Source organism: Luteimonas sp. MC1750 (assembly GCF_016615955.1).
In the GTDB taxonomy this organism is placed as follows: Bacteria; Pseudomonadota; Gammaproteobacteria; order Xanthomonadales; family Xanthomonadaceae; genus Luteimonas.
In genome coordinates this window covers 2,155,081-2,174,357 of the sequence record NZ_CP067113.1, presented here as the reverse complement: position 1 = coordinate 2,174,357, position 19,277 = coordinate 2,155,081, and the positions used below count along the sequence as shown (strand labels likewise).

Sequence of the window (19,277 nt, the reverse complement as noted above, 5' to 3'; positions counted from 1 at the left end):
CGCCGGTGTCCATCGACAGCCTGGTGGGGCTCGCCGCCACGGGCATGGACTGGGCCCAGGTCCAGGGCCTGCCCAATATGGTGTTTTTTCAGGAGATCAACGGCTTCCTCGACGACGAGATCGGCGAGTTCGCCGGCAACCTGCTTGGGCGGGTGGTGACCGTCGCCGGGTCCGCGGCGCTGACGCTGCTGACGCTGTGGATCCTGGTGCAGGGCTATCGCATCGCCACCGGTCTCTCGCGCGAGCCGATGATGGCGCTGGTGGGCGATGCGCTGAAGGCGGTGCTGGTGATCGGTATCGCCACCGGCGCGGCTGCCGGCGGGGGATCGACCTACCGCATCCTGACCGACGGGCTGGGCGATGTGGTGACGCAGGTGGTGACCGGCGACGAGGACGGTGGCGCATACGATGACATCGACCGGGCACTGGCGATCATGCAGGTGGCCCTGCAGGTGATCGATGCGATCGACCACGGCGGCGACCTCATCACCGAGCAGCGGAAGTCGCGCGCGATGTGGCTTGCCGGGGTCGGGCTGGGTGGCCCGGCGATCATCGCCGCGTCCATGCTGCTGCTGAACAAGGTCGCGATCGCACTCGTGGTCGGGCTGGGGCCGATCTTCATCCTGTGCCTGCTGTTCCGCGCCACCCGCCAGCTTTTCAGTAAGTGGCTGTACTACGGACTCGGAACCTTGTTCTCGCTGGCGCTCCTGACGGTCATGGTCACGCTGGCCATGGACATGCTGATCGCGGTGGGGGTCGCGTTCTGGGTCGCGGACTGGCTGACCGGTGCACCACAGGAGAGTCTGTCGTCGATGGCGCTGCAGCAGGGCGGGCTCGGTCTCATCCTCACGATGCTCATCGTCAGTGCCCCGCCGATGGCGGCGATGTTCTTCAACGGGGTGCTGGGCCAGTTCTCGCCCTACAACGCCGTGGGCGTGGCGACCGGAAGCCAGGCGCCGCCGCCGGGCTCGGGCCTGCCACCCGGGGTCGCAGGGCGCGCGGGCTGAAACCGGGCCGCCCGGCCCTGTCGGCCCGCCGGGTTTGGGCTAGAATCGGGCGGCATCCGGGAGAGAGGTGGCCCGCGCCAACGCGCCGGCCGAGCGTGCGACATGGACACTACCACCGCCCACTGCTGACCCCGCCCGCGGCCGATCCGGAAGGCGCCCGCGTGGCGCCTTTTCCATGCCCGCGATCCGCGCGACCTCCTCCCCGCGCGCGCCGCCCCGCACGAGTAGACCCACAGACCCCATGATCACCATCACGCTCCCCGACGGCAGCCGCCGCGAGTTCGAAGCCCCCGTCACCGTCCTGCAGGTCGCCGAGTCGATCGGCCCCGGCCTGGCCAAGGCCACCGTGGCCGGCAAGGTTGATGGCCGCCAGGTCGACGCCTCCGACCTCATCGACCGCGACGCCAGCCTGCAGATCCTGACCCCGAAGGACGCCGAGGGCGTGGAGATCATCCGCCACTCCTGCGCCCACCTGGTCGGGCATGCCGTCAAGCAGCTGTACCCGGACGCCAAGATGGTGATCGGCCCGGTGATCGAAGACGGCTTCTACTACGACATCTGGCGCGCGCAGCCGTTCACGCCCGAGGACATGGCGGCGATCGAGCAGCGCATGCGTGAGCTGATCGACACCGAGTACGACGTCATCAAGCGCATGACCCCGCGCGACGAGGTGGTCGCCACGTTCCAGGCCCGCGGCGAGGACTACAAGCTGCGCCTGATCGAGGACATGGGTCCCGAGGTCACGGCCATGGGCCTGTACCACCACCAGGAATACGTGGACATGTGCCGCGGCCCGCACGTGCCGAACACGCGCTTCCTCAAGGCCTTCAAGCTGCTGCGCACCTCCGGTGCCTACTGGCGCGGTGACGCGAAGAACGAGCAGCTGCAGCGCATCTACGGCACCGCCTGGGCCGACGCCAAGCAGCTCAAGGCCTACGTCCTGCGCATCGAGGAGGCCGAGAAGCGCGACCACCGCCGCATCGGCAAGGCCCAGGAGCTGTTCCACCTGCAGGAAGAGGCGCCGGGCCTGGTGTTCTGGCACCCCAAGGGCTGGGCGCTGTGGCAGGTGGTCGAGCAGTACATGCGCGGCGTCTACCGCGCGAGCGGCTACGGCGAGGTGCGCTGCCCGCAGATCCTCGACGTCAGCCTGTGGCAGAAGTCCGGCCACTGGGACAACTACAAGGAGAACATGTTCTTCACCGAGTCCGAGAAGCGGACCTACGCGGTGAAGCCCATGAACTGCCCGGGCCACGTGCAGGTGTTCAACCAGGGCCTGCACAGCTACCGCGACCTGCCCATCCGCTACGGCGAATTCGGCAGCTGCCACCGCAACGAGCCCTCGGGTGCGCTGCACGGCATCCTGCGCGTACGCGGCTTCACCCAGGACGACGGCCACGTGTTCTGCACCGAGGCGCAGATCGAGTCCGAGGTCACCGACTTCCACGCCCAGGCGATGAAGGTCTACCAGGATTTCGGCTTCACCGAGGTGCAGGTGAAGCTGGCCCTGCGCCCGGAATCGCGACTTGGCGACGACGCCACCTGGGACAAGGCCGAAGCGGCGCTGCGCAATGCGCTGTCCGCCGCCGGCGTCGAGTGGCAGGAGCTGCCCGGCGAGGGCGCCTTCTACGGCCCCAAGATCGAGTACCACCTGAAGGACGCCATCGGCCGCACCTGGCAGCTGGGCACGATGCAGGTCGATTTCATGATGCCCGGCCGCTTGGGCGCTGAATACGTCGACGAACAGAGCCAGAAGCGCACGCCGGTCATGCTGCATCGCGCCATCGTGGGCTCGATGGAGCGCTTCATCGGGATCTTGATCGAAAACCACGCCGGCGCCTTCCCGGCCTGGTTGGCCCCGGTCCAGGCGGTGGTGATGAACATCACCGACGCCCAAGCCGACTGGGCCGCCGAGGTGCGGAAAACCCTTGCGGATCAAGGGCTCCGGGTCGAATCGGATTTGCGGAACGAGAAGATCGGCTATAAGATCCGCGAGCACACGCTTGCGCGCGTGCCGTACCTGCTCGTGGTGGGGGACCGCGAGAAGGAACAGGGCGCGGTCGCCGTCCGCACGCGGGCAGGGGAGGACCTGGGTTCGATGCCGCTGGCCGATTTCACGGCCCGCCTGCACGCGGAGCGGGGTCCCTGAGTATCATGTAGCCCGGTGCCTGCCATGCGGCAGGCGCCTTGGGTCCCGGAAGCGGACCCAGCCAGAAGTGCCACCCACGGAGATTGCAATATCAGTACCCCGGACAAGCAGAACCGCAGGAACCTCGAAATCCGCGTACCCCGCGTACGCGTGATCGGCTCGGACGGCGAGATGATCGGCGTGCTCACGCGCGACGAAGCCGTCGCCATGGCCGAGGAAGAAGGACTGGACCTCGTCGAGATCCAGCCCAACGCCGATCCGCCGGTCTGCAAGATCATGGACTTCGGCAAGTTCCGGTTCGAGGCGCAGAAGCGCGCGAACGAAGCCAAGAAGAAGTCCAAGCAGGTCGAGATCAAGGAAGTGAAGTTCCGTCCGGTGACGGACGAGGGCGACTACCAGATCAAGCTGCGGAAGATGCGCGAGTTCCTCGAGGAAGGGGACAAGATCAAGGTCAACATCCGTTTCCGTGGCCGCGAGATGAGCCACCAGGAGCTGGGCCGCGGCATGGCCGCGCGCATCGAGGCCGACCTGGGCGAGGACATCGTGATCGAGTCGCGCCCGCGCCTGGAAGGCCGCCAGATGGTCATGATGATCGCGCCCAAGAAGAAGTGACCCTGCGCGCCGCCCGGTGCGCCAGGGCCGCAGCGGCAGGCAGGGCCTCCTGATTTGCAAACAGAAGCCGCGCGCATGCATAATGCGCGGCTCGGTCCGCACGCCTTGCGCGTGTGGGCCGGTTGGACCCGCCACGATTCCCATGGAACCGCGGCCATCAGACCGGCAAGGGCAGGACGGAAAGCGTGGCGCAGGCCACCGCCCGGGCCAGTAGAAGACGTACCGACAAGGACACAGCAATGCCCAAGATCAAGACGCATCGGGGCGCGGCCAAGCGCTTCCGGAAGACCGCTTCCGGCAAGTACAAGGCGGGCCATGCCAACCGCAGCCACATCCTGACCAAGAAGGCGACGAAGCGTAAGCGCAACCTCCGCCAGACGAACCACATCCCGGCGTGCGACTCCGGTCGTCTCGACCGCATGCTGCCGTATCTCTGAGGAGGACTGAACCATGGCACGAGTCAAGCGTGGCGTTCAGGCGCGCCGCCGTCACAAGAAGGTCCTCAAGCAGGCCAAGGGTTACTACAACGCGCGCCGCAAGGTGTTCCGCGTTGCCAAGCAGGCCGTCACCAAGGCCCTGCAGTACGCCTATATCGGTCGCAAGCAGAAGAAGCGGAATTTCCGCTCGCTGTGGATCACCCGCATCAACGCCGCGGCCCGCATCAACGGCCTGAGCTACAGCCGCTTCATGAACGGGCTGATGAAGGCCGGCATCACCCTCGACCGCAAGGTGCTGGCGGACATCGCCGTGCACGACGCGGCGGGTTTTGCCGCGCTGGCCGAGAAGGCGAAGGGCGCGCTCGCAGCCTGAGCCCGCCCGGCGTCGTCCCGCGCTCTGCAACCTGTAGGAGCGGCTATAGCCGCGACCAGGGCAGGCAGGACGACATCGCCGCTATAGCGGCTCCCACATGGGGAAGGGCGCAAGTCCTTCCCCATGTTTCGTTTCCGGCCCCCGAAAGGCCTTCGATGGTGCCCCGATGACCGATATCGAATCCATCCGCGAGCAGGCGCTCGCCGACATTGCCGCCGCCGCGACCTCCGACGCCGTCGAGGGCCTGCGCGTGGCGCTCCTGGGCAAGAGCGGCAGCGTCACCGCCCAGCTCAAGTCGCTCGGCGCGCTGCCCGCCGAGCAGCGCAAGGCCGCGGGTGAGTCGATCAACCGCGCGCGTGATGCCATCGGCAGCGCGCTGTTGGCGCGCAAGGCCGGCCTCGACGCCGCGGCGCTCGAGGCACGTCTCGCGTCCGAGACCATCGACATCACCCTGCCGGGCCGCAACGGCGACGCCGGCGGCGTGCATCCGGTCAGCCGCACCATGGAGCGGATCGCCGACATCTTCGGCCGCCTGGGCTATGAACTCGCCGACGGGCCGGAGATCGAGGACGACTGGCACAACTTCGAGGCCCTGAACTTCCCGCCGCACCATCCGGCGCGCGCCATGCACGACACGTTCTACGTCGACCCGCCGGGCGAGGGCGGCCAGCGCCGGCTGCTGCGTACCCACACCTCGGGCGTGCAGGTGCGCTACATGCAGGACCTGCTCGCCGCCGGTGGCCAGCCGCCGCTGCGCATGATCGCGCTGGGCAAGGTCTACCGCTCGGACTCCGACCAGACGCACACGCCGATGTTCCACCAGTGCGAGGGCCTGCTGATCGACGAGCACGCGAGCTTCGCCGACCTCAAGGGCACGCTGTCCGAATTCGTCCGTGCGTTCTTCGAGCGCGACTTCGAGATGCGCTTCCGCCCGAGCTATTTCCCCTTCACCGAACCCTCCGCCGAAGTCGACATCGCCTGGGCCCAGCCCGATGGCAGCAGCCGCTGGCTGGAGGTGCTCGGCTGCGGCATGGTGCATCCGAACGTGCTGCGCGCGGTGGGCATCGATCCCGAGCGCTACACCGGCTTCGCCTTCGGCCTGGGCGTGGAGCGCTTCGCGATGCTGCGCTACGGCGTCGACGACCTGCGCAGCTTCTTCGACAACGACCTGCGCTTCCTGCGCCAGTTCGCCTGACGCGCCCGCGTCAGTCCTTCGACCCTGACAACCGGGTGTTGCGATGAAATTCTCCGAGAACTGGCTGCGCCAGCACGTCCCCACCGACGCCACGCGCGATGCGCTGGCGGCCACGCTGACCGCCATCGGCCTCGAGGTCGAGGAGGTGACGCGGCTGGGCGAAGGCCTGGACGGCGTGCTGGTGGCGCGCATCGTGTCGGCGGAGAAGCACCCCGAGGCCGACCGGCTGCAGGTCTGCCAGGTCGACGCGGGGCCGGCGGGCATGCTGCAGATCGTGTGCGGCGCGCCGAACGCACGTCCTGGCCTCGTCGCGCCGCTGGCCACCATCGGCACGACGGTCGGCGAGCTGACCATCAAGGCCGCGAAGCTGCGCGGCGTCGAATCGAACGGCATGCTGTGTTCGGCGAAGGAGCTCGGCATCGACGCCGATGCGTCGGGCCTCCTCGAGCTCCCGGACGATGCGCCGGTCGGTGCGCCGCTGGCCGGCTATCTCGGCCTGCCCGATGCGACCTTCGAGCTCAAGCTCACCCCGAACCGGGCCGACTGCTTCGGCATCCGCGGCATCGCCTATGACGTGGCGGCGGCCTGCGGTGGCGCGGTGGCCGATCCGGGCGTGGCACCGGTGCCTGCCGCGGGCACGGCGACGGTCGACGTGCGCCTGGAGGCCGGCGCGGACGCGCCGCGCTACCTGGGGCGCGTGATCGAGGGCGTCGACGCCGCGCGCGCCACGCCGGTCTGGATGGCCGAGCGGCTGCGCCGCAGCGGCGTGCGGCCGGTCTCGCTGCTGGTGGACGTGACCCAGTACGTGATGCTCGAACTCGGCCAGCCGATGCATGCCTACGACCGCGACCTGCTCAAGGGTCCGGTGGGCGTGCGGCGCGCACGCGCCGGCGAGTCGCTGGTGCTGCTCGACGGTCGCGACGCCGCGCTCGACGACGGCTTCCTGGTAGTCACCGATGCCGACCGTCCGGTCGGCCTGGCCGGCCTGATGGGCGGCTTCGATACGCGCGTCACCGGTGCCACGCGGACCGTCTTCCTCGAAGCCGCGCACTTCGCGCCGTCCGCGATCATCGGCCGCGGCCGTCGCCTGGGCCTGCACACCGACGCCGGGCACCGCTTCGAGCGCGGCGTCGATCCGGAGCTGCCGCGCACCGCGATCGAGTACGCGACCAGGCTGGTCCTGGACATCGCCGGCGGCGCTCCCGGCCCGGTCACCGAAGCCGTCCTGCCCGAGGCGCTGCCGCGCCCGGTGACGATCGTGCTGCGCCGCGCGCGACTGGCCCGCGTGCTGGGCGTGGACATCGCCGACGCCGAGGTCGAGCGCATCCTGCGCGCGCTGGGTCTCGGCGTCGAAGCGGGCGCCGACGGCTGGACGGTCACCGCGCCGACGCGCCGCTTCGACCTCGCCATCGAGGAGGACCTGATCGAGGAAGTCGCGCGCATCCATGGCTACGACGCCGTGCCGACCACGTTGCCGGGCGGCGGCACGCGCCTGGTGTCCCCGAGCGAGCGCCGCGTGCCCGAGCGCGACCTGCGCCGCGCGCTGGCCGGGCGTGGCTACCTCGAGGCGATCAACTACGCCTTCGTCGATGCCGCGCTGCTGGCGCGCTGGCAGGCCGACGAGGCGCTGGTGCCGCTGGCCAATCCGCTCAGCGCCGAGCTGGGCGTGATGCGCCCGCGGCTGCTGCCGGGCCTGGTCGACGCGCTGGCGCGCAACGCTGCGCGCCAGCAGGGCCGGGTGCGCCTGTTCGAAATCGGCAAGGTGTTCCGGGCCGCCGGCGCGGGCGCGGCACCGCTGGAAACCCCGCGCATCGCCGCGGTCGCGAGCGGTGACGCGGGTCTCGAGCAGTGGGGCATGCACGCGCGCCGCGTCGACTTCCATGACCTCAAGGGCGACCTCGAGGCGCTCGCGGCGCTGTCGGGCGCGCGCTTGGAATTCCGCGCCGCCGCGCCGGCCTGGGCGCATCCCGGCCGCGCCGCCGAGGTGCTGCGCGACGGCGAGGTGGTCGGCGCGATCGCCGAGCTGCACCCGCGCCTGCAGCAGGCGCTGGAGCTGGACCATCCCGCGGTGGCCTTCGAGCTCGATCTCGCGGCGCTGACCGCCCGCTGGCTGCCCAGGGCGCAGGCGCTGTCGCGGTTCCCCTCGGTGCGCCGCGACCTCGCATTCATCGTTGCCGACAGCGTTTCCTGGGGCGAGCTCGAAGCCACCGCTTCGGCCGCCGCCGGACCGTCGCTGCGGCAGCTGCGACTGTTCGATGTCTATGTCGGATCAGGCGTGGAAACAGGATTCAAGAGTGTGGCCATGGGCTTGATTCTGCAGGATGGTTCGCGCACGCTGATCGACCGCGATGTCGATGCGGTGGTGGCCTCGGTCACCGATGCGGTCGCGGCCGCGCATGGAGCGCGGATCAGGGGATGAGGAGGCTGGCGGCATGGCGTTGACCAAGGCGGAAATGGCGGAGCGGCTCTACGTGGAGGTCGGGCTGAACAAGCGCGAGGCGAAGGAATTCGTCGACGCGTTCTTCGACGCCCTGCGCGAAGCGCTGCAGGCCGGCCGCCAGGTCAAGCTTTCGGGCTTCGGCAACTTCGACCTGCGCCGCAAGAACCAGCGTCCCGGCCGCAACCCCAAGACCGGCGAGGAGATCCCGATCTCGGCACGCACCGTGGTCACCTTCCGCCCGGGCCAGAAGCTCAAGGAGCGCGTGGAAGCGTACGCGGGAGGCACCCATGCTTGACCCCGGCAGCAACCGCGAGCTTCCGCCGATCCCGGCCAAGCGCTACTTCACCATCGGCGAGGTCAGCGAGCTGTGCGACGTGAAGCCGCATGTGCTGCGCTACTGGGAGACCGAGTTTCCCAGCCTCAGCCCGGTCAAGCGCCGCGGCAACCGCCGCTACTACCAGCGCCACGACGTGCTGATGGTCCGCCAGATCCGCGGCCTGCTGTACGAGCAGGGCTACACCATCGGCGGCGCGCGCCTGCGCCTCGAGGGCGAGGATGCACGCCAGGAGTCCGCGCTCAGCACCCAGATCGTCCGCCAGGTGCGGATGGAGCTGGAGGACGTGCTGCAGCTGCTGCGGCGCTGAGCACAGGCGAAGTTTCAGTGCCCTGCGGCTCCCATCGTGGCGCCGCGGCGGCTATAATTCTCCGACCGGGGTATAGCGCAGCCTGGTAGCGCACTTGTCTGGGGGACAAGTGGTCGTCGGTTCGAATCCGGCTACCCCGACCAGTTCAACCACGAAGCCCGCCACGCGCGGGCTTCGTGCCGTCCGGAGGCGGGAACCTTCCGTGCCTGCCACGCTCCAACAGCCTTCATCGCCAACAGGACGTGCGGCATGCAAGCGAAGCGGATGGAAACTGCTGTTCTCGTGCTGTTCCTTGCGGCGATCGCCGCGCTCCCGGTGCCGGCCCGTGCCGAAGACCGGGGCAGGGTCGCCGCCCCCGCGGACGCCCCTGGAGTACCGCCCGCCGACGCCGCCGCGACCGCGGACGCGGCGGCGTTGCCGCCCGCCGACGGCATCGTCGACCTTGAGGCCATGGTGGTGTCGGGCGCGCAGCCGGGGCCGGGTATGTGGAAGGTGCGCCACGGCGAGCACGTGCTGCACATCCTGGGCACCGTCTCGCCGCTTCCGCGGCGCATGGAGTGGAGCTCGACCGACGTCGAAGCGGTCATCGCCGGTTCGCAGGTGGTGATCGGCGTGCCGTCGATCGCGGTGGACGCCGACGTCGGCTTTTTCGGCGGGGTGGCGCTGGTGCCGGCGATGCTGCGCGCGCGCAACAACCCGGGCAAGCGTCCGCTCAGCGAAGTGGTGTCGCCACAGCTCTACGCCCGCTGGCTGGTGTTGAAGGCGCGCTACATGGGCCGCGACCGTGGCGTCGAGAAGCGCCGACCGCTGCTGGCGGCGCAGGCGCTGTACGAAGCGGCGCTCGACAAGTCCGGGCTGCGCACCGACGGCGTGGTGGCGCCGGTGCTGCGCAGGGCGCGCAAGGACGGCGGCGTGCCGCTGGTCGAAACCACCGTGCGGCTGACGGTCGACGATCCGAAGACCGTGCTCAGGGAGTTGGCCGAGAGCGACCTGGCCGACCGCGAATGCTTCGCCGGCACGATGAGCCGGATCGAGACCGACCTGGACAACATGCGTGCCCGGGCCAACGCCTGGGCGGTGGGCGACATCGACGTGCTGCGCGCGCTGCCCTACGAGAACCACTACGCGAGCTGCGAGGAGGCCCTGACCGGCAGTGCGCTCGCGCAGCGGCTCGGGATCGCCGACATGCGGCAGCGCGCCGCGACCGCCTGGCTGGAGAACGTGGACCAGGCCCTGGCCGAGCATCCCTCGAGCTTCGCGTCGCTGCCGATGCACCACCTGCTGGGTGCGGACGGCATGCTGGAGAAGCTGGCCGCGCGCGGTTACACGATCGAGGCGCCCTAGGCGCACGGATCCGGGCGCCCCAGGCGCGCGGGGCGTTCAGCCGCCGGCGTCCTGCGCCTCGCCGGGTGCCAGCACCAGGCGGTTGCGGCCGCCGCGCTTGGCCTCGTACAGGGCGGCGTCGGCGGCGCTGATCCAGTGTTCGATGCGTGCGTGGTTGGCGCGCGCCTGGGCGATCCCGATGCTCACCGAGTACGCCTGTCCGGGTGCCTCCGGCAGGGCGATCCGCTCGACCGCGGCCCGGTAGGCCTCGGCCAGCCGGGCGGCGGCCTCGAGGTCGGTGGACGGGCAGACCACCGCGAACTCGTCGCCACCGTAGCGGCCGGCGATGTCGCCCGGCCGCAGCAGCGTGCGCAGCGACGCGCCGGCTGCGCGCAGCAGCGCGTCGCCCGCGACGTGGCCGCTCTCGTCGTTGACGCGCTTGAAGCCGTCGACGTCGATCAGCAGCAGCGCGGCCGGCCGGTCGTGGGCGTGGACGTCGTGCAGGGCCGTCGCGGCATCGCGCTCCCAGTGGCCGCGCAGCGCCAGCCCGGTGACCCGGTCGACACGGCCCAGCAGGTCCAGTTCGCGGTTTTTCTGCAGCACCTTGCGCACCAGTTGCTGCCGCCCGAGGCTGACCATGCCGGTGTGGATCAGCAGCATCGGCAGGCTCGCCAGGATCACCGCGGTACTCGACGTGGGCGCGAAGGCGAAGCCGGTCGCCAGGCCCCCGGCCAGCACCGCGGCCAGCGACACCGGAAGCGAGCGCCGCACCAGGCCGGGGATGTCGGAATTGATCTTGTCCGCCGTCGACAGCGCCAGCAGCAGCACGCTGGGCAACAGGTTGAAATGCATCAGCGGCACCCAGAGCGCGGCGATCGCCGAATCGACCAGCAGGTTGCGCTGCTCGGCCGCGTAGGGATCGGCGCTGCGCCTGGCCAGCTGGTAGGCGAGGTGCGGCCAGGCCAGCCCGGTCAGCGCGCACAGGATCCAGCGCACCGGTCCGGCACGCAGCTCCAGCAGCACCGTGGCCATGGCGAGTGCGCCCAGCCCCATGCCGAGCATGCGATAGCGGTACACGCGCCGCGGCAGCGCCGCGCGCGCGCGCGGCGAGCTGAACGCCGTCGCGCCCGCCTGTCCGCTCCCTGGTGCTGTCTCCACTGGCCCTCCCCCCGGTCGGCCGCCGGCGCCAACGCGCCGGATGTCCCGAGTATAGGCCCCGCGCCGCCCTCAGCCGGCCGCGCTGCGCGGACCGGGCGTCTCGGCCGCAGCCTGCTCCACGTCGGGCCAGCGCGCCAGCACCGAGGCGCGGATGCCGGTCGCGTCGATGCCGGCTTCGGCCAGCAGGTCCTCGCGGCTGGCGTGGTGCTGGAAGGCATCGGGCAGGCCGAGGTGCAGCACCGGCAGCACGACGCCTTCGGCCGCCAGGAGCTCCGAGACACCCGAGCCGGCGCCGCCCATGACGACGTTGTCCTCGACCGTGACCAGGCCCTGGTGCGTGCGCGCGAGTTCCAGCAGCAGGTCGCGGTCGAGCGGCTTCACGAAGCGCATGTTGACCACCGTCAGTCCCAGGTCCGCGCCGACCGCTTCGGCCGCCGGCACCGTGGCGCCGAAGGCGAGCAGGGCGATGCCCGCGCCCTGGCGGCGCAGCTGCGCCTTGCCGATCGGCAGGCTGTCCAGGCCGGCGTCGACCGCGGTCCCGGGACCGCTGCCGCGCGGATAGCGCACCGCGGCCGGGCCGGCGTGGCGGAAACCGGTGGTCAGCATCTGCCGGCACTCGTTCTCGTCCGCAGGGGCCATCACCACCATGTTCGGCACGCAGCGCAGGAAGCTGAGGTCGAGGTTGCCGGCGTGGGTCGCGCCGTCGGGGCCAACCACGCCGCCGCGGTCGATCGCGAACAGCACGTCGAGTTCCTGCAGGGCGACGTCGTGCACCAGCTGGTCGTAGCCGCGCTGGAGGAAGGTCGAGTAGATCGCGACCACCGGCTTGGCGCCCTCGCAGGCCATGCCCGCGGCCAGCGTGACCGCGTGCTGCTCGGCGATGGCCACGTCGAAGTAGCGCGCGGGGTGCTCCTGCGAGAAGCGCACCAGCCCGGAGCCTTCGCGCATCGCCGGGGTGATGCCCATCAGCGACGGGTCCGCGGTGGCCATGTCGCACAGCCAGGCGCCGAACACCTCGGTATAGGTCGGCTTCTTCACCGCGCCGGGCCGGGACACCACGCCCAGGTCGGGATCGAAGGGCGAGACCGCGTGGTAGCCGATCTGGTCGCCCTCGGCGCGTTCGTAGCCCTTGCCCTTGGTGGTGATGACATGGAGCAGCTGCGGCCCCTTCATGCCGCGGACCACCTTCAGCGCGGAGACCAGCGCCTTCATGTCGTTGCCGTCGATCGGGCCGGTGTAGTGGAAGCCCATTTCCTCGAACAGCGTGGACGGCAGCAGCATGCCCTTCCAGTGCTCCTCCCAGCGGCGCACGAAGCGCGCGGTCGGGTTGTTGCGGTCGCCCAGCAGCTTCTTGCCGCCCTCGCGCAGCGCGTTGAGCGTCTGGCTGCCGGTGGCGCGGCCGAGCATCTTGGTCAGCCCGCCGACGTTCTCGCTGATCGACATCCGGTTGTCGTTGAGGATCACCAGGATGTCCGGCTCGGGCTCCATGCCGCCGGCGTGGTTGAGCGCCTCGTAGGCCATGCCCGCGGTCATCGCGCCGTCGCCGATCACGGCGACCACGCGGCGGTCCTCGCCCGCGCGCGCCGAGGCGATCGCCATGCCCAGCGCCGCCGAGATGCTCGTCGAGGAGTGGCCGACGCCGAAGGTGTCGTACTCGCTTTCCTCGCGCTTGGGGAAGGGCGAGACGCCGTCCTTCTGCTTGACCGTGTGGATGCTGTCGCGGCGGCCGGTCAGGATCTTGTGCGGATAGGCCTGGTGGCCGACGTCCCAGACGATGCGGTCGCGCGGCGTGTCATAGAGGTAGTGCAGGGCGGTGGTCAGCTCGACCACGCCCAGGCCGGCGCCGAAATGGCCACCGCTCCTGCCGACGGATTCGATGAGGTAGGCGCGCAGTTCGTCGGCGATCGCGGGCAGTTCCGCCTCGTCGAATTCGCGGAGGCGGGCCGGGCTGTCGATGCGCGCGAGGCGCGGATGGCGCGTGGAGTCGATCATCCACGCATTGTAAGACGGTGCGACGTACTGCGGCGCATGCAGGCGCCGCCCCGGGCCAGGGGCCCGTTCAGCGGCTTCGCAGTCGCCCCAGCAGCCCGCCGCGGGCCTTGACCGGTTCCTCGACCACGGGCGGCGCCTCGACCACGGGTTCGGCGAAGCCGGTCGCGAGGTTGGCATTGATGAAGTCGGCCACGTCCGGTCCGGGCACGCCGCTGGCCTCGGCGATCTCCGCCAGCGTCGCCGGTCCCTTCATCATCTGGGTCGCGATGCGGAAGTGGCGCGGGTACTCGCGCTCGGTCTGCGACCATTTGTTGAGCTGGAAGCGGTCCGAGGCGTCGTAGCCCGGCAGGAGTTCGCCCTTGCCCGCGAGGAGGCCGCCCAGCCAGCGCAGGCGCGGAAGCGGCTGCGGCGCGCCCGCCGACGCGGTCTCGCGCAGCCAGGTGGCGTCGTCCAGCGCCTCGAAGTCGTCCGCGGTAACCGGATGTTCGAAGCAGGCGGCGATCGACTTCAGCGCAGTCGGGCCGTGCCAGGCATCGGCCGCAGGATCGATGAACAGCGTGGTGCCGCCGGCGTGGCGGAAGCGGACGCGGCGGCTGAGCGCGCCCTGTCCGAGCCAGCTGGCCAGTCCGGGAATGCGCGCGATGTCGGCTGCAGCGGCCGCCGGCGGGGAGTTGTCAGCGGATTCATCCGCGGGTCGTGCGGATGCCGTCGTGTCCGGCCCCTCCAGCTCGACCGCTGTCCCACGCGTTTCGACCTGCGCGGAGACGACAGCCGCCTGTACCGGGGCCGCCTCCTCGACCGGCGCGCTCGCAGCCGGCGCTTCATCCGTCCGTGTTGCGGCAGCAGGCTCGCTGGCCGAGGCTGGCGAGCCTGCCGCCGCGTCCGCAGCCTGCAGCTCGACGCCGGCGCCACGCGCCACATCAACCAGCAGTCCGGCGAGCTGCTCGACGTCGAACGGTCGTCCCAGCCGGTAGTCGGTCTGCGTGCGCGGTGCCGACGTCAGTCCGATGACCTGGCGCCCGGCGGCGTGCAGCCGCAGCCAGCTCATCGGTCCGTACATGCTGTCCATGTCGACCACGACATGGCTTGCCTCGGCGTCGGGCACCAGCGCCCAGCGCTGGCCGAGGCGCGCATTGGCCTCGAGGAAGGCGGCCTTGAGGGCGGCTTCGGTGGCTGGATCCATCCCGGTCAGGCCGAGGGTCAAGGACATCGCGCGGCATTCCCGACGGTGGTGAGTCAGGAAGTGTTGCGGAGCCCGCAAGCCGCGTCAACGCGCGCGGGACGGCAGTTACGGCTGCTGCGCGTCACCTGCGGCGGTGATTGGTGACCGCGGTCGCGCGCGCTTTGCGAACTGCAACGCGGCGGGCGTCAGTGCCGGCGCCGCTTCGGCAGCTGGCTCGACAGGAAGGCCATCTGGTCGGCGAGGATGTTGCGGTTGGACAGGATCAGGTGCTCGATCCAGCTCGGGCGGTAGGGCACCGCCAGCAGCGGCATGGAGGCCTGCGCGGGCGTGCGTCCGCCCTTGCGCGAGTTGCAGGCGAAGCAGGCGGTGACCACGTTTTCCCAGATGTCGGCACCACCGCGCGAGACCGGGTGCACATGGTCGCGTGTGAGCTGCTGGCGGGCATGGCCGTGGCCGCAGTACATGCACAGGTGCTGGTCGCGCGCGAACAGCGCGCTGTTGGTGAGGGCCGGCGTGGGGTCGATGGCCCGGGCGTGGGCATGGCCGCGTGCGGCCACGATCGGATGCAGTTCGACCAGGCTGCGCTGGCCGGTGGCGCGGCTGGTGCCGCCGCGCACGGCCAGGCAGGGTTGGCCCAGGGTCCAGGCCACCGCGCCGCGGACATAGAGGCAGGTCGCTTCCTGCCAGCTCATCCAGTCCAGTGCGCGGCCGTGGGCATCGAGGGCCAGCAGGCGCACGCGTCCCAGCGCCGGGACCCCCGTGCCGGCCACCTGGGCGGTCGCCGGGGATTCCATGCCGCTGACGAGGCCCAGTCGAGCTCTGTCGGGTTCCATGGGAACAACAGCTTATACGCCCCCGGTGACGCCTTGTGTAGCGCCCGCGGTCAGCTGCCGAAGCTGTCCGCGTCGAGGTCCATCAGCGGGCCTGCGCCGGCGCGCATGGCCTCGGCGTGCGCCAGGGTGCGCGGCAGGATGCGGGCGAAGTAGAAGCGCGCGGTTTCCCGCTTGGCATCCTTGAACGCCGCCGGAAGCGACGCGTCGCGGGCGGCTACGCTGGCGCGCAGCCACCAGTACGCCAGCACGACGTAGCCGGAATAGAACAGGTAGTCCCAGGACGCGGCACCGATCTCGTCGGGATTGGCCGCGGCCGCCTGCAGCATGCCGGTGGTCAGCGTGGTCCACTCGGCGCACCGGGCGCGCAGGGTGGCGATGTCGGCCGCGACATCGGCGTCGCCGGCGTGCGCCGTGCAGAAGGCTTCGACGTCGGCCAGGAACAGCTTCAGGCCGGCGCCGCGCGAGGAGGCCGTCTTGCGCCCGGCCAGGTCCAGGGCCTGGATGCCGGTCGTGCCCTCGTACAACGTGGTGATGCGAGCGTCGCGTGCCAGCTGCTCCATGCCGTGCTCGGCGATATAGCCATGGCCGCCGAAGCACTGCAGCGCGTTGTAGGTGTTCTCGATTCCCCACTCGGTCTGGCAGGCCTTGGAAATCGGCGTCAGGAAGCTCACCAGGATTTCGGCGCGCTCGCGCTCGCCCGCGTCTTCGGCATGCGTGGCGACGTCGAGCAGGCTGCCGGCATGCATCGCCAGCATGCGGCTGCCCTCGGTCAGCGCCTTCACCGAAAGCAGCATGCGGCGCACGTCGGGGTGGACGATGATCGGATCGGCCGGCTTGTCGGGTGCCTTGGGGCCGGTCAGCGAACGCGACTGCAGGCGTTCGCGCGAATAACGCAGCGCGTTCTGCCAGGCGCGCTCGGACAGGCCGATGCCCTGCAGGCCGACGCCCAGGCGCGCGGAGTTCATCATGGTGAACATGGCCTTGAGGCCGCCATGCGCCTCGCCCACCAGCCAGCCCTCGGCGCCGTCGAAATTCATCACGCAGGTGGCCGAGCCCTTGATGCCCATCTTGTGCTCGATCGAGCCGCAGCGCACGGCGTTGCGCGCGCCGACGCTGCCGTCGCGCGCGACCTTGAACTTCGGCACCACGAACAGCGAGATGCCCTTCGCACCCGCGGGCGCGTCGGGGAGCTTCGCCAGCACCAGGTGGATGATGTTGTCGGTGAAGTCGTGCTCGCCGGCGGTGATGAAGATCTTGGTGCCGGTGATGGCATAGCCGTCGCCGGACGGCTGCGCGCGCGTGCGCAGCAGGCCGAGGTCGGTGCCGCAGTGCGGTTCGGTCAGGCACATGGTGCCGGTCCAGCGGCCCTCGATCAGCGGCTTGAGGAAGACCTCGCGCTGCCAGTCCTCGCCGTGCTGGCGCAGGGCCTCGACCGCGCCGTGCGACAGCAGCGGAAAGTTGCCCCAGGCGAGGTTGGCGCCGTTGATCATCTCGCTGACGACGGTGCCGACCAGGTGCGGCAGGCCCTGGCCGCCGTGCTCCGGCGCGGCGGTGAGCCCCGGCCAGCCGCCGTCGACGTACTGCGCGTAGGCGGCCTTGAAGCCGTCGGGCGTGGTGACATCGCCGGTCGCGGGATCGTGGTGGCAGCCCTGCTGGTCGCCGACCGCGTTGAGTGGCGCCAGCACGCTGCCGCTGAAGCGCGCGGCCTCTTCCAGCACGGCGTCGATCACGTCGGGGGTGGCGTCGGCGTGGCCGAGGCGCGCGAACTGTGCCTGGGCATCCAGCACGTGGTCGAGGACGAAGCGGATGTCGGCGAGCGGGGCGGTGTACTGGCTCATGTGCGGCAGGGATCCTGTCTGTCTGCGATGGGAGGGGCGGTCAGCGCAGCACGCCGGGGAGGCCCGGGGTGGGGCTGAGCGCGCTCGTGCGCTTCACGGCATAGCTGCGGGCGCCGCCGCGGTCGGCGGGCGCGGCGCTGATCGTGCCGTCGAGCGCGTAGTCGACGCCGCGGCCGGCCGCCAGGGCATCGGCGAGCAGCATGCGTGCCGCCGACGCCGGCTGCATGCGCACGGCGACGACGTCGGCCGATTCGGGCCCGATCTCGAGCGCCGGGGCGTCGGTCAGGGATCCGGCGGCCTGGCCGCCGACGCTGACCGCGAGGTCGACCGCGTCGAAGCGCATCGGCACGCTGCTGTAGTTCTGCAGGCGCAGGCTGACCGACCAGCTGCCGTCGGCCTGCACGGCGAGCTGCTGGATGCTGGCGGCGGGTTCGGAGACCCGGCGGGCGGGACCGCTGGAGCAGGCCGCCAGCGCGGCGACGGCCAGCCCGAGTGCGAAAAGCGTGATTCGACGTGCCATTGCCGCCTCCGGAGTGCGCTCGCCGGAGCATAGCACCGCTCGATACGGTGGCGGATGGTGGACTCGGCGCGTCAGGTGATCCGCACCGTCAGCGCCAGCGCCGCGGTTTCGGCGGGCTCGCCGGCGAGGTCGGCCTGCAGCAGCGGGCGTTCGTCGAGGTAGCGGGCCGGCAGGCGCAGCTCCAGCACGTCGCCGCGCGCCACGGCGTCGAGGCCGGGAATGTCCGGGCGCTCGTGGCCGCGATGCAGCAGCACCGCCAGGCGCAGCAGCACCGACAGCTGGCGGGCGGCCGGCAGCAGGCGGTCGGGCAGGGCCTCGAACACGCTCTTGGGCACCTTGCGGCGATGCGCGCGCACCAGCGCGGCCAGGAACTCCTGCTCCTGGCGCGAGAAGCCCGCGATGTCCGAGTGGGCCAGGATGTAGGCGCCGTGCACCTGGTACTGGCTGTGCGCGATCGTCAGGCCAAGCTCGTGCAGGCGCGCAGCCCAGGACAGCATCAGGCGGTCGTCGGGGGTAAGCTGCCAGGCGGCGGCCACCTGGTCGAACAGCTTGAGCACGCTGGATTCGACGCGCAGCGCCTGGGCCACGTCGATGCCGTAGCGCAGCACCAGCGCGTCCACCGAAGCCTCGCGCGGGTCCTTGTCGCCGGCACGGCCGACCATGTCGTACAGCACGCCCTCGCGCAGCGCGGCCTTGCTGACCATCATCCGCTGCAGCCCGAGGCTGGTGAAGGCCGCTTCGAGCACCAGCAGTCCGCCGGCGATGATCGGGCGTCGCTCGTCGGACAGCCCGGGCAGGCTGATGTCGTCGATGTGCCCGGCACGCAGCAGCGCATCGCGCACCACCGGCAGGGCGTCGGCCGTGATCGCTCCCTTGGTGAGCTTCATCGCCGCGCAGATCTCGCCGATCGCCTTGTTGGTGCCCGAGGCGCCGATCGCTTCCTGCCAGCCGAGGCTGCGATAGGTCGCGGCGAACTGCTGGAACTCCACCGAGGCTTCGATCACCGCGTCGCGCCACTTGCGCCTGGACAGGCGGCCGTTGCCGAAATAGCGCAGCGTGCCGGCGACCGCACCCAGCTGCACGCTCTCGCGTTCGAGGGTCTCGAAGCCGCGGCCGATGATGCATTCGGTGGAACCGCCGCCGATGTCGAGCACCAGCCGCCGGTGTCCCGCCTTGGGCGGCTGCGCATGCGCGACGCCGAGATAGACCAGGCGGGCCTCCTCGCGGCCCGCGACGATCTCGATCGCGTGGCCGAGCGCGGTTTCCGCCGGCATCAGAAAGGCCTGCGGCGCGGCCAGCCGGCGCACGGTATTGGTCGCCACCGCGCGCACGCGGTGCGGGGGGATGTCGCGGATGCGCTGGCCGAAGCGCGCCAGGCACTGCAGCGCGCGCTGGCGGACGCCGGCATCGAGGCCGCCGCGGGCGTCCAGGCCCTCGGCCATGCGCACCGTTTCGCGCAGGCGGTCAACGATCCGCAGCTGGCCCAGGGTGTAGCGCGCCACGACCATGTGGTAGCTGTTGGAGCCGAGGTCTATCGCGGCGAGCATGTCGCCGTCGACCAGCGGCAGGCTCTGCG

At 70.8% G+C, this 19,277-nt stretch carries 17 protein-coding genes and 1 tRNA gene; 11 read left to right on the top strand and 7 right to left on the bottom strand.

Going from position 1 to position 19,277, the window contains the following annotated elements:
- The first annotated feature begins 5 nt into the window (after positions 1-5).
- The 11 genes from JGR68_RS10170 to JGR68_RS10120 all read left to right on the top strand — a co-directional run bounded on the left by JGR68_RS10170 (position 6) and on the right by JGR68_RS10120 (position 10,198).
- Positions 6-1,007, top strand: a complete 1,002-nt coding sequence (locus JGR68_RS10170) for a type IV secretion system protein (protein ID WP_199359887.1) — start codon at positions 6-8, stop codon at positions 1,005-1,007.
- A gap of 241 nt (positions 1,008-1,248) precedes the next feature.
- On the top strand, positions 1,249-3,153 hold the full coding sequence (gene thrS / locus JGR68_RS10165; protein WP_199359888.1) for a threonine--tRNA ligase: 1,905 nt from the start codon (positions 1,249-1,251) through the stop codon (positions 3,151-3,153).
- 24 nt (positions 3,154-3,177) lie between these two features.
- Positions 3,178-3,765: a translation initiation factor IF-3 gene (gene infC / locus JGR68_RS10160; RefSeq protein WP_199359889.1), complete on the top strand. Its 588-nt coding sequence runs from the start codon at positions 3,178-3,180 to the stop codon at positions 3,763-3,765.
- 239 nt (positions 3,766-4,004) lie between these two features.
- Positions 4,005-4,202, top strand: coding sequence for a 50S ribosomal protein L35 (gene rpmI, locus JGR68_RS10155; protein WP_055249161.1), 198 nt, complete (start codon positions 4,005-4,007; stop codon positions 4,200-4,202).
- Positions 4,203-4,215: 13 nt separating this feature from the next.
- Positions 4,216-4,575, top strand: a complete 360-nt coding sequence (gene rplT, locus JGR68_RS10150) for a 50S ribosomal protein L20 (RefSeq protein ID WP_132985197.1) — start codon at positions 4,216-4,218, stop codon at positions 4,573-4,575.
- Positions 4,576-4,741: 166 nt separating this feature from the next.
- Positions 4,742-5,770 (top strand): phenylalanine--tRNA ligase subunit alpha, encoded by a 1,029-nt coding sequence (pheS, locus tag JGR68_RS10145; protein ID WP_199359890.1) that lies wholly within the window; start codon positions 4,742-4,744, stop codon positions 5,768-5,770.
- A 43-nt stretch (positions 5,771-5,813) separates the two neighbouring features.
- Positions 5,814-8,189, top strand: coding sequence for a phenylalanine--tRNA ligase subunit beta (pheT, locus tag JGR68_RS10140; protein ID WP_199359891.1), 2,376 nt, complete (start codon positions 5,814-5,816; stop codon positions 8,187-8,189).
- 13 nt (positions 8,190-8,202) lie between these two features.
- Positions 8,203-8,505 (top strand): integration host factor subunit alpha, encoded by a 303-nt coding sequence (locus JGR68_RS10135; RefSeq protein ID WP_199359892.1) that lies wholly within the window; start codon positions 8,203-8,205, stop codon positions 8,503-8,505.
- Positions 8,498-8,854, top strand: a complete 357-nt coding sequence (locus JGR68_RS10130) for a MerR family transcriptional regulator (RefSeq protein ID WP_189496771.1) — start codon at positions 8,498-8,500, stop codon at positions 8,852-8,854. The genes JGR68_RS10135 and JGR68_RS10130 overlap by 8 nt, the downstream gene beginning before the upstream one ends.
- A gap of 66 nt (positions 8,855-8,920) precedes the next feature.
- Positions 8,921-8,997: transfer RNA gene (locus JGR68_RS10125), tRNA-Pro, on the top strand.
- A gap of 121 nt (positions 8,998-9,118) precedes the next feature.
- A complete protein-coding gene (locus JGR68_RS10120; RefSeq protein WP_199392463.1) occupies positions 9,119-10,198 on the top strand; it encodes a TraB/GumN family protein in 1,080 nt (359 codons plus the stop codon).
- A 36-nt stretch (positions 10,199-10,234) separates the two neighbouring features.
- On the opposite strand, the gene JGR68_RS10115 is transcribed toward JGR68_RS10120, so the two are convergent.
- The 7 genes from JGR68_RS10115 to JGR68_RS10085 all read right to left on the bottom strand — a co-directional run bounded on the left by JGR68_RS10115 (position 10,235) and on the right by JGR68_RS10085 (position 19,248).
- On the bottom strand, positions 10,235-11,335 hold the full coding sequence (locus JGR68_RS10115; RefSeq protein ID WP_199359894.1) for a diguanylate cyclase: 1,101 nt from the start codon (positions 11,333-11,335) through the stop codon (positions 10,235-10,237).
- A 69-nt stretch (positions 11,336-11,404) separates the two neighbouring features.
- The gene (dxs, locus tag JGR68_RS10110; protein ID WP_199359895.1) at positions 11,405-13,327 is read right to left on the bottom strand and encodes a 1-deoxy-D-xylulose-5-phosphate synthase; all 1,923 of its coding nucleotides are present in this window, start codon (positions 13,325-13,327) and stop codon (positions 11,405-11,407) included.
- A 67-nt stretch (positions 13,328-13,394) separates the two neighbouring features.
- Positions 13,395-14,537 carry a hypothetical protein gene (locus JGR68_RS10105; RefSeq protein ID WP_199359896.1) on the bottom strand — a complete coding sequence of 381 codons (1,143 nt, stop codon included), beginning with the start codon at positions 14,535-14,537 and terminating at the stop codon, positions 13,395-13,397.
- A 158-nt stretch (positions 14,538-14,695) separates the two neighbouring features.
- A complete protein-coding gene (locus JGR68_RS10100) occupies positions 14,696-15,304 on the bottom strand; it encodes an HNH endonuclease (RefSeq protein WP_234446640.1) in 609 nt (202 codons plus the stop codon).
- Between the two features lie 89 nt (positions 15,305-15,393).
- Entirely contained in the window at positions 15,394-17,181 is a 1,788-nt protein-coding gene (locus JGR68_RS10095) for an acyl-CoA dehydrogenase C-terminal domain-containing protein (RefSeq protein WP_199359898.1), read from the bottom strand.
- 40 nt (positions 17,182-17,221) lie between these two features.
- On the bottom strand, positions 17,222-17,701 hold the full coding sequence (locus JGR68_RS10090; protein ID WP_199359899.1) for an LEA type 2 family protein: 480 nt from the start codon (positions 17,699-17,701) through the stop codon (positions 17,222-17,224).
- A gap of 71 nt (positions 17,702-17,772) precedes the next feature.
- On the bottom strand, positions 17,773-19,248 hold the full coding sequence (locus JGR68_RS10085; protein WP_199360798.1) for a Ppx/GppA phosphatase family protein: 1,476 nt from the start codon (positions 19,246-19,248) through the stop codon (positions 17,773-17,775).
- Between the last annotated feature and the right edge of the window lie 29 nt (positions 19,249-19,277).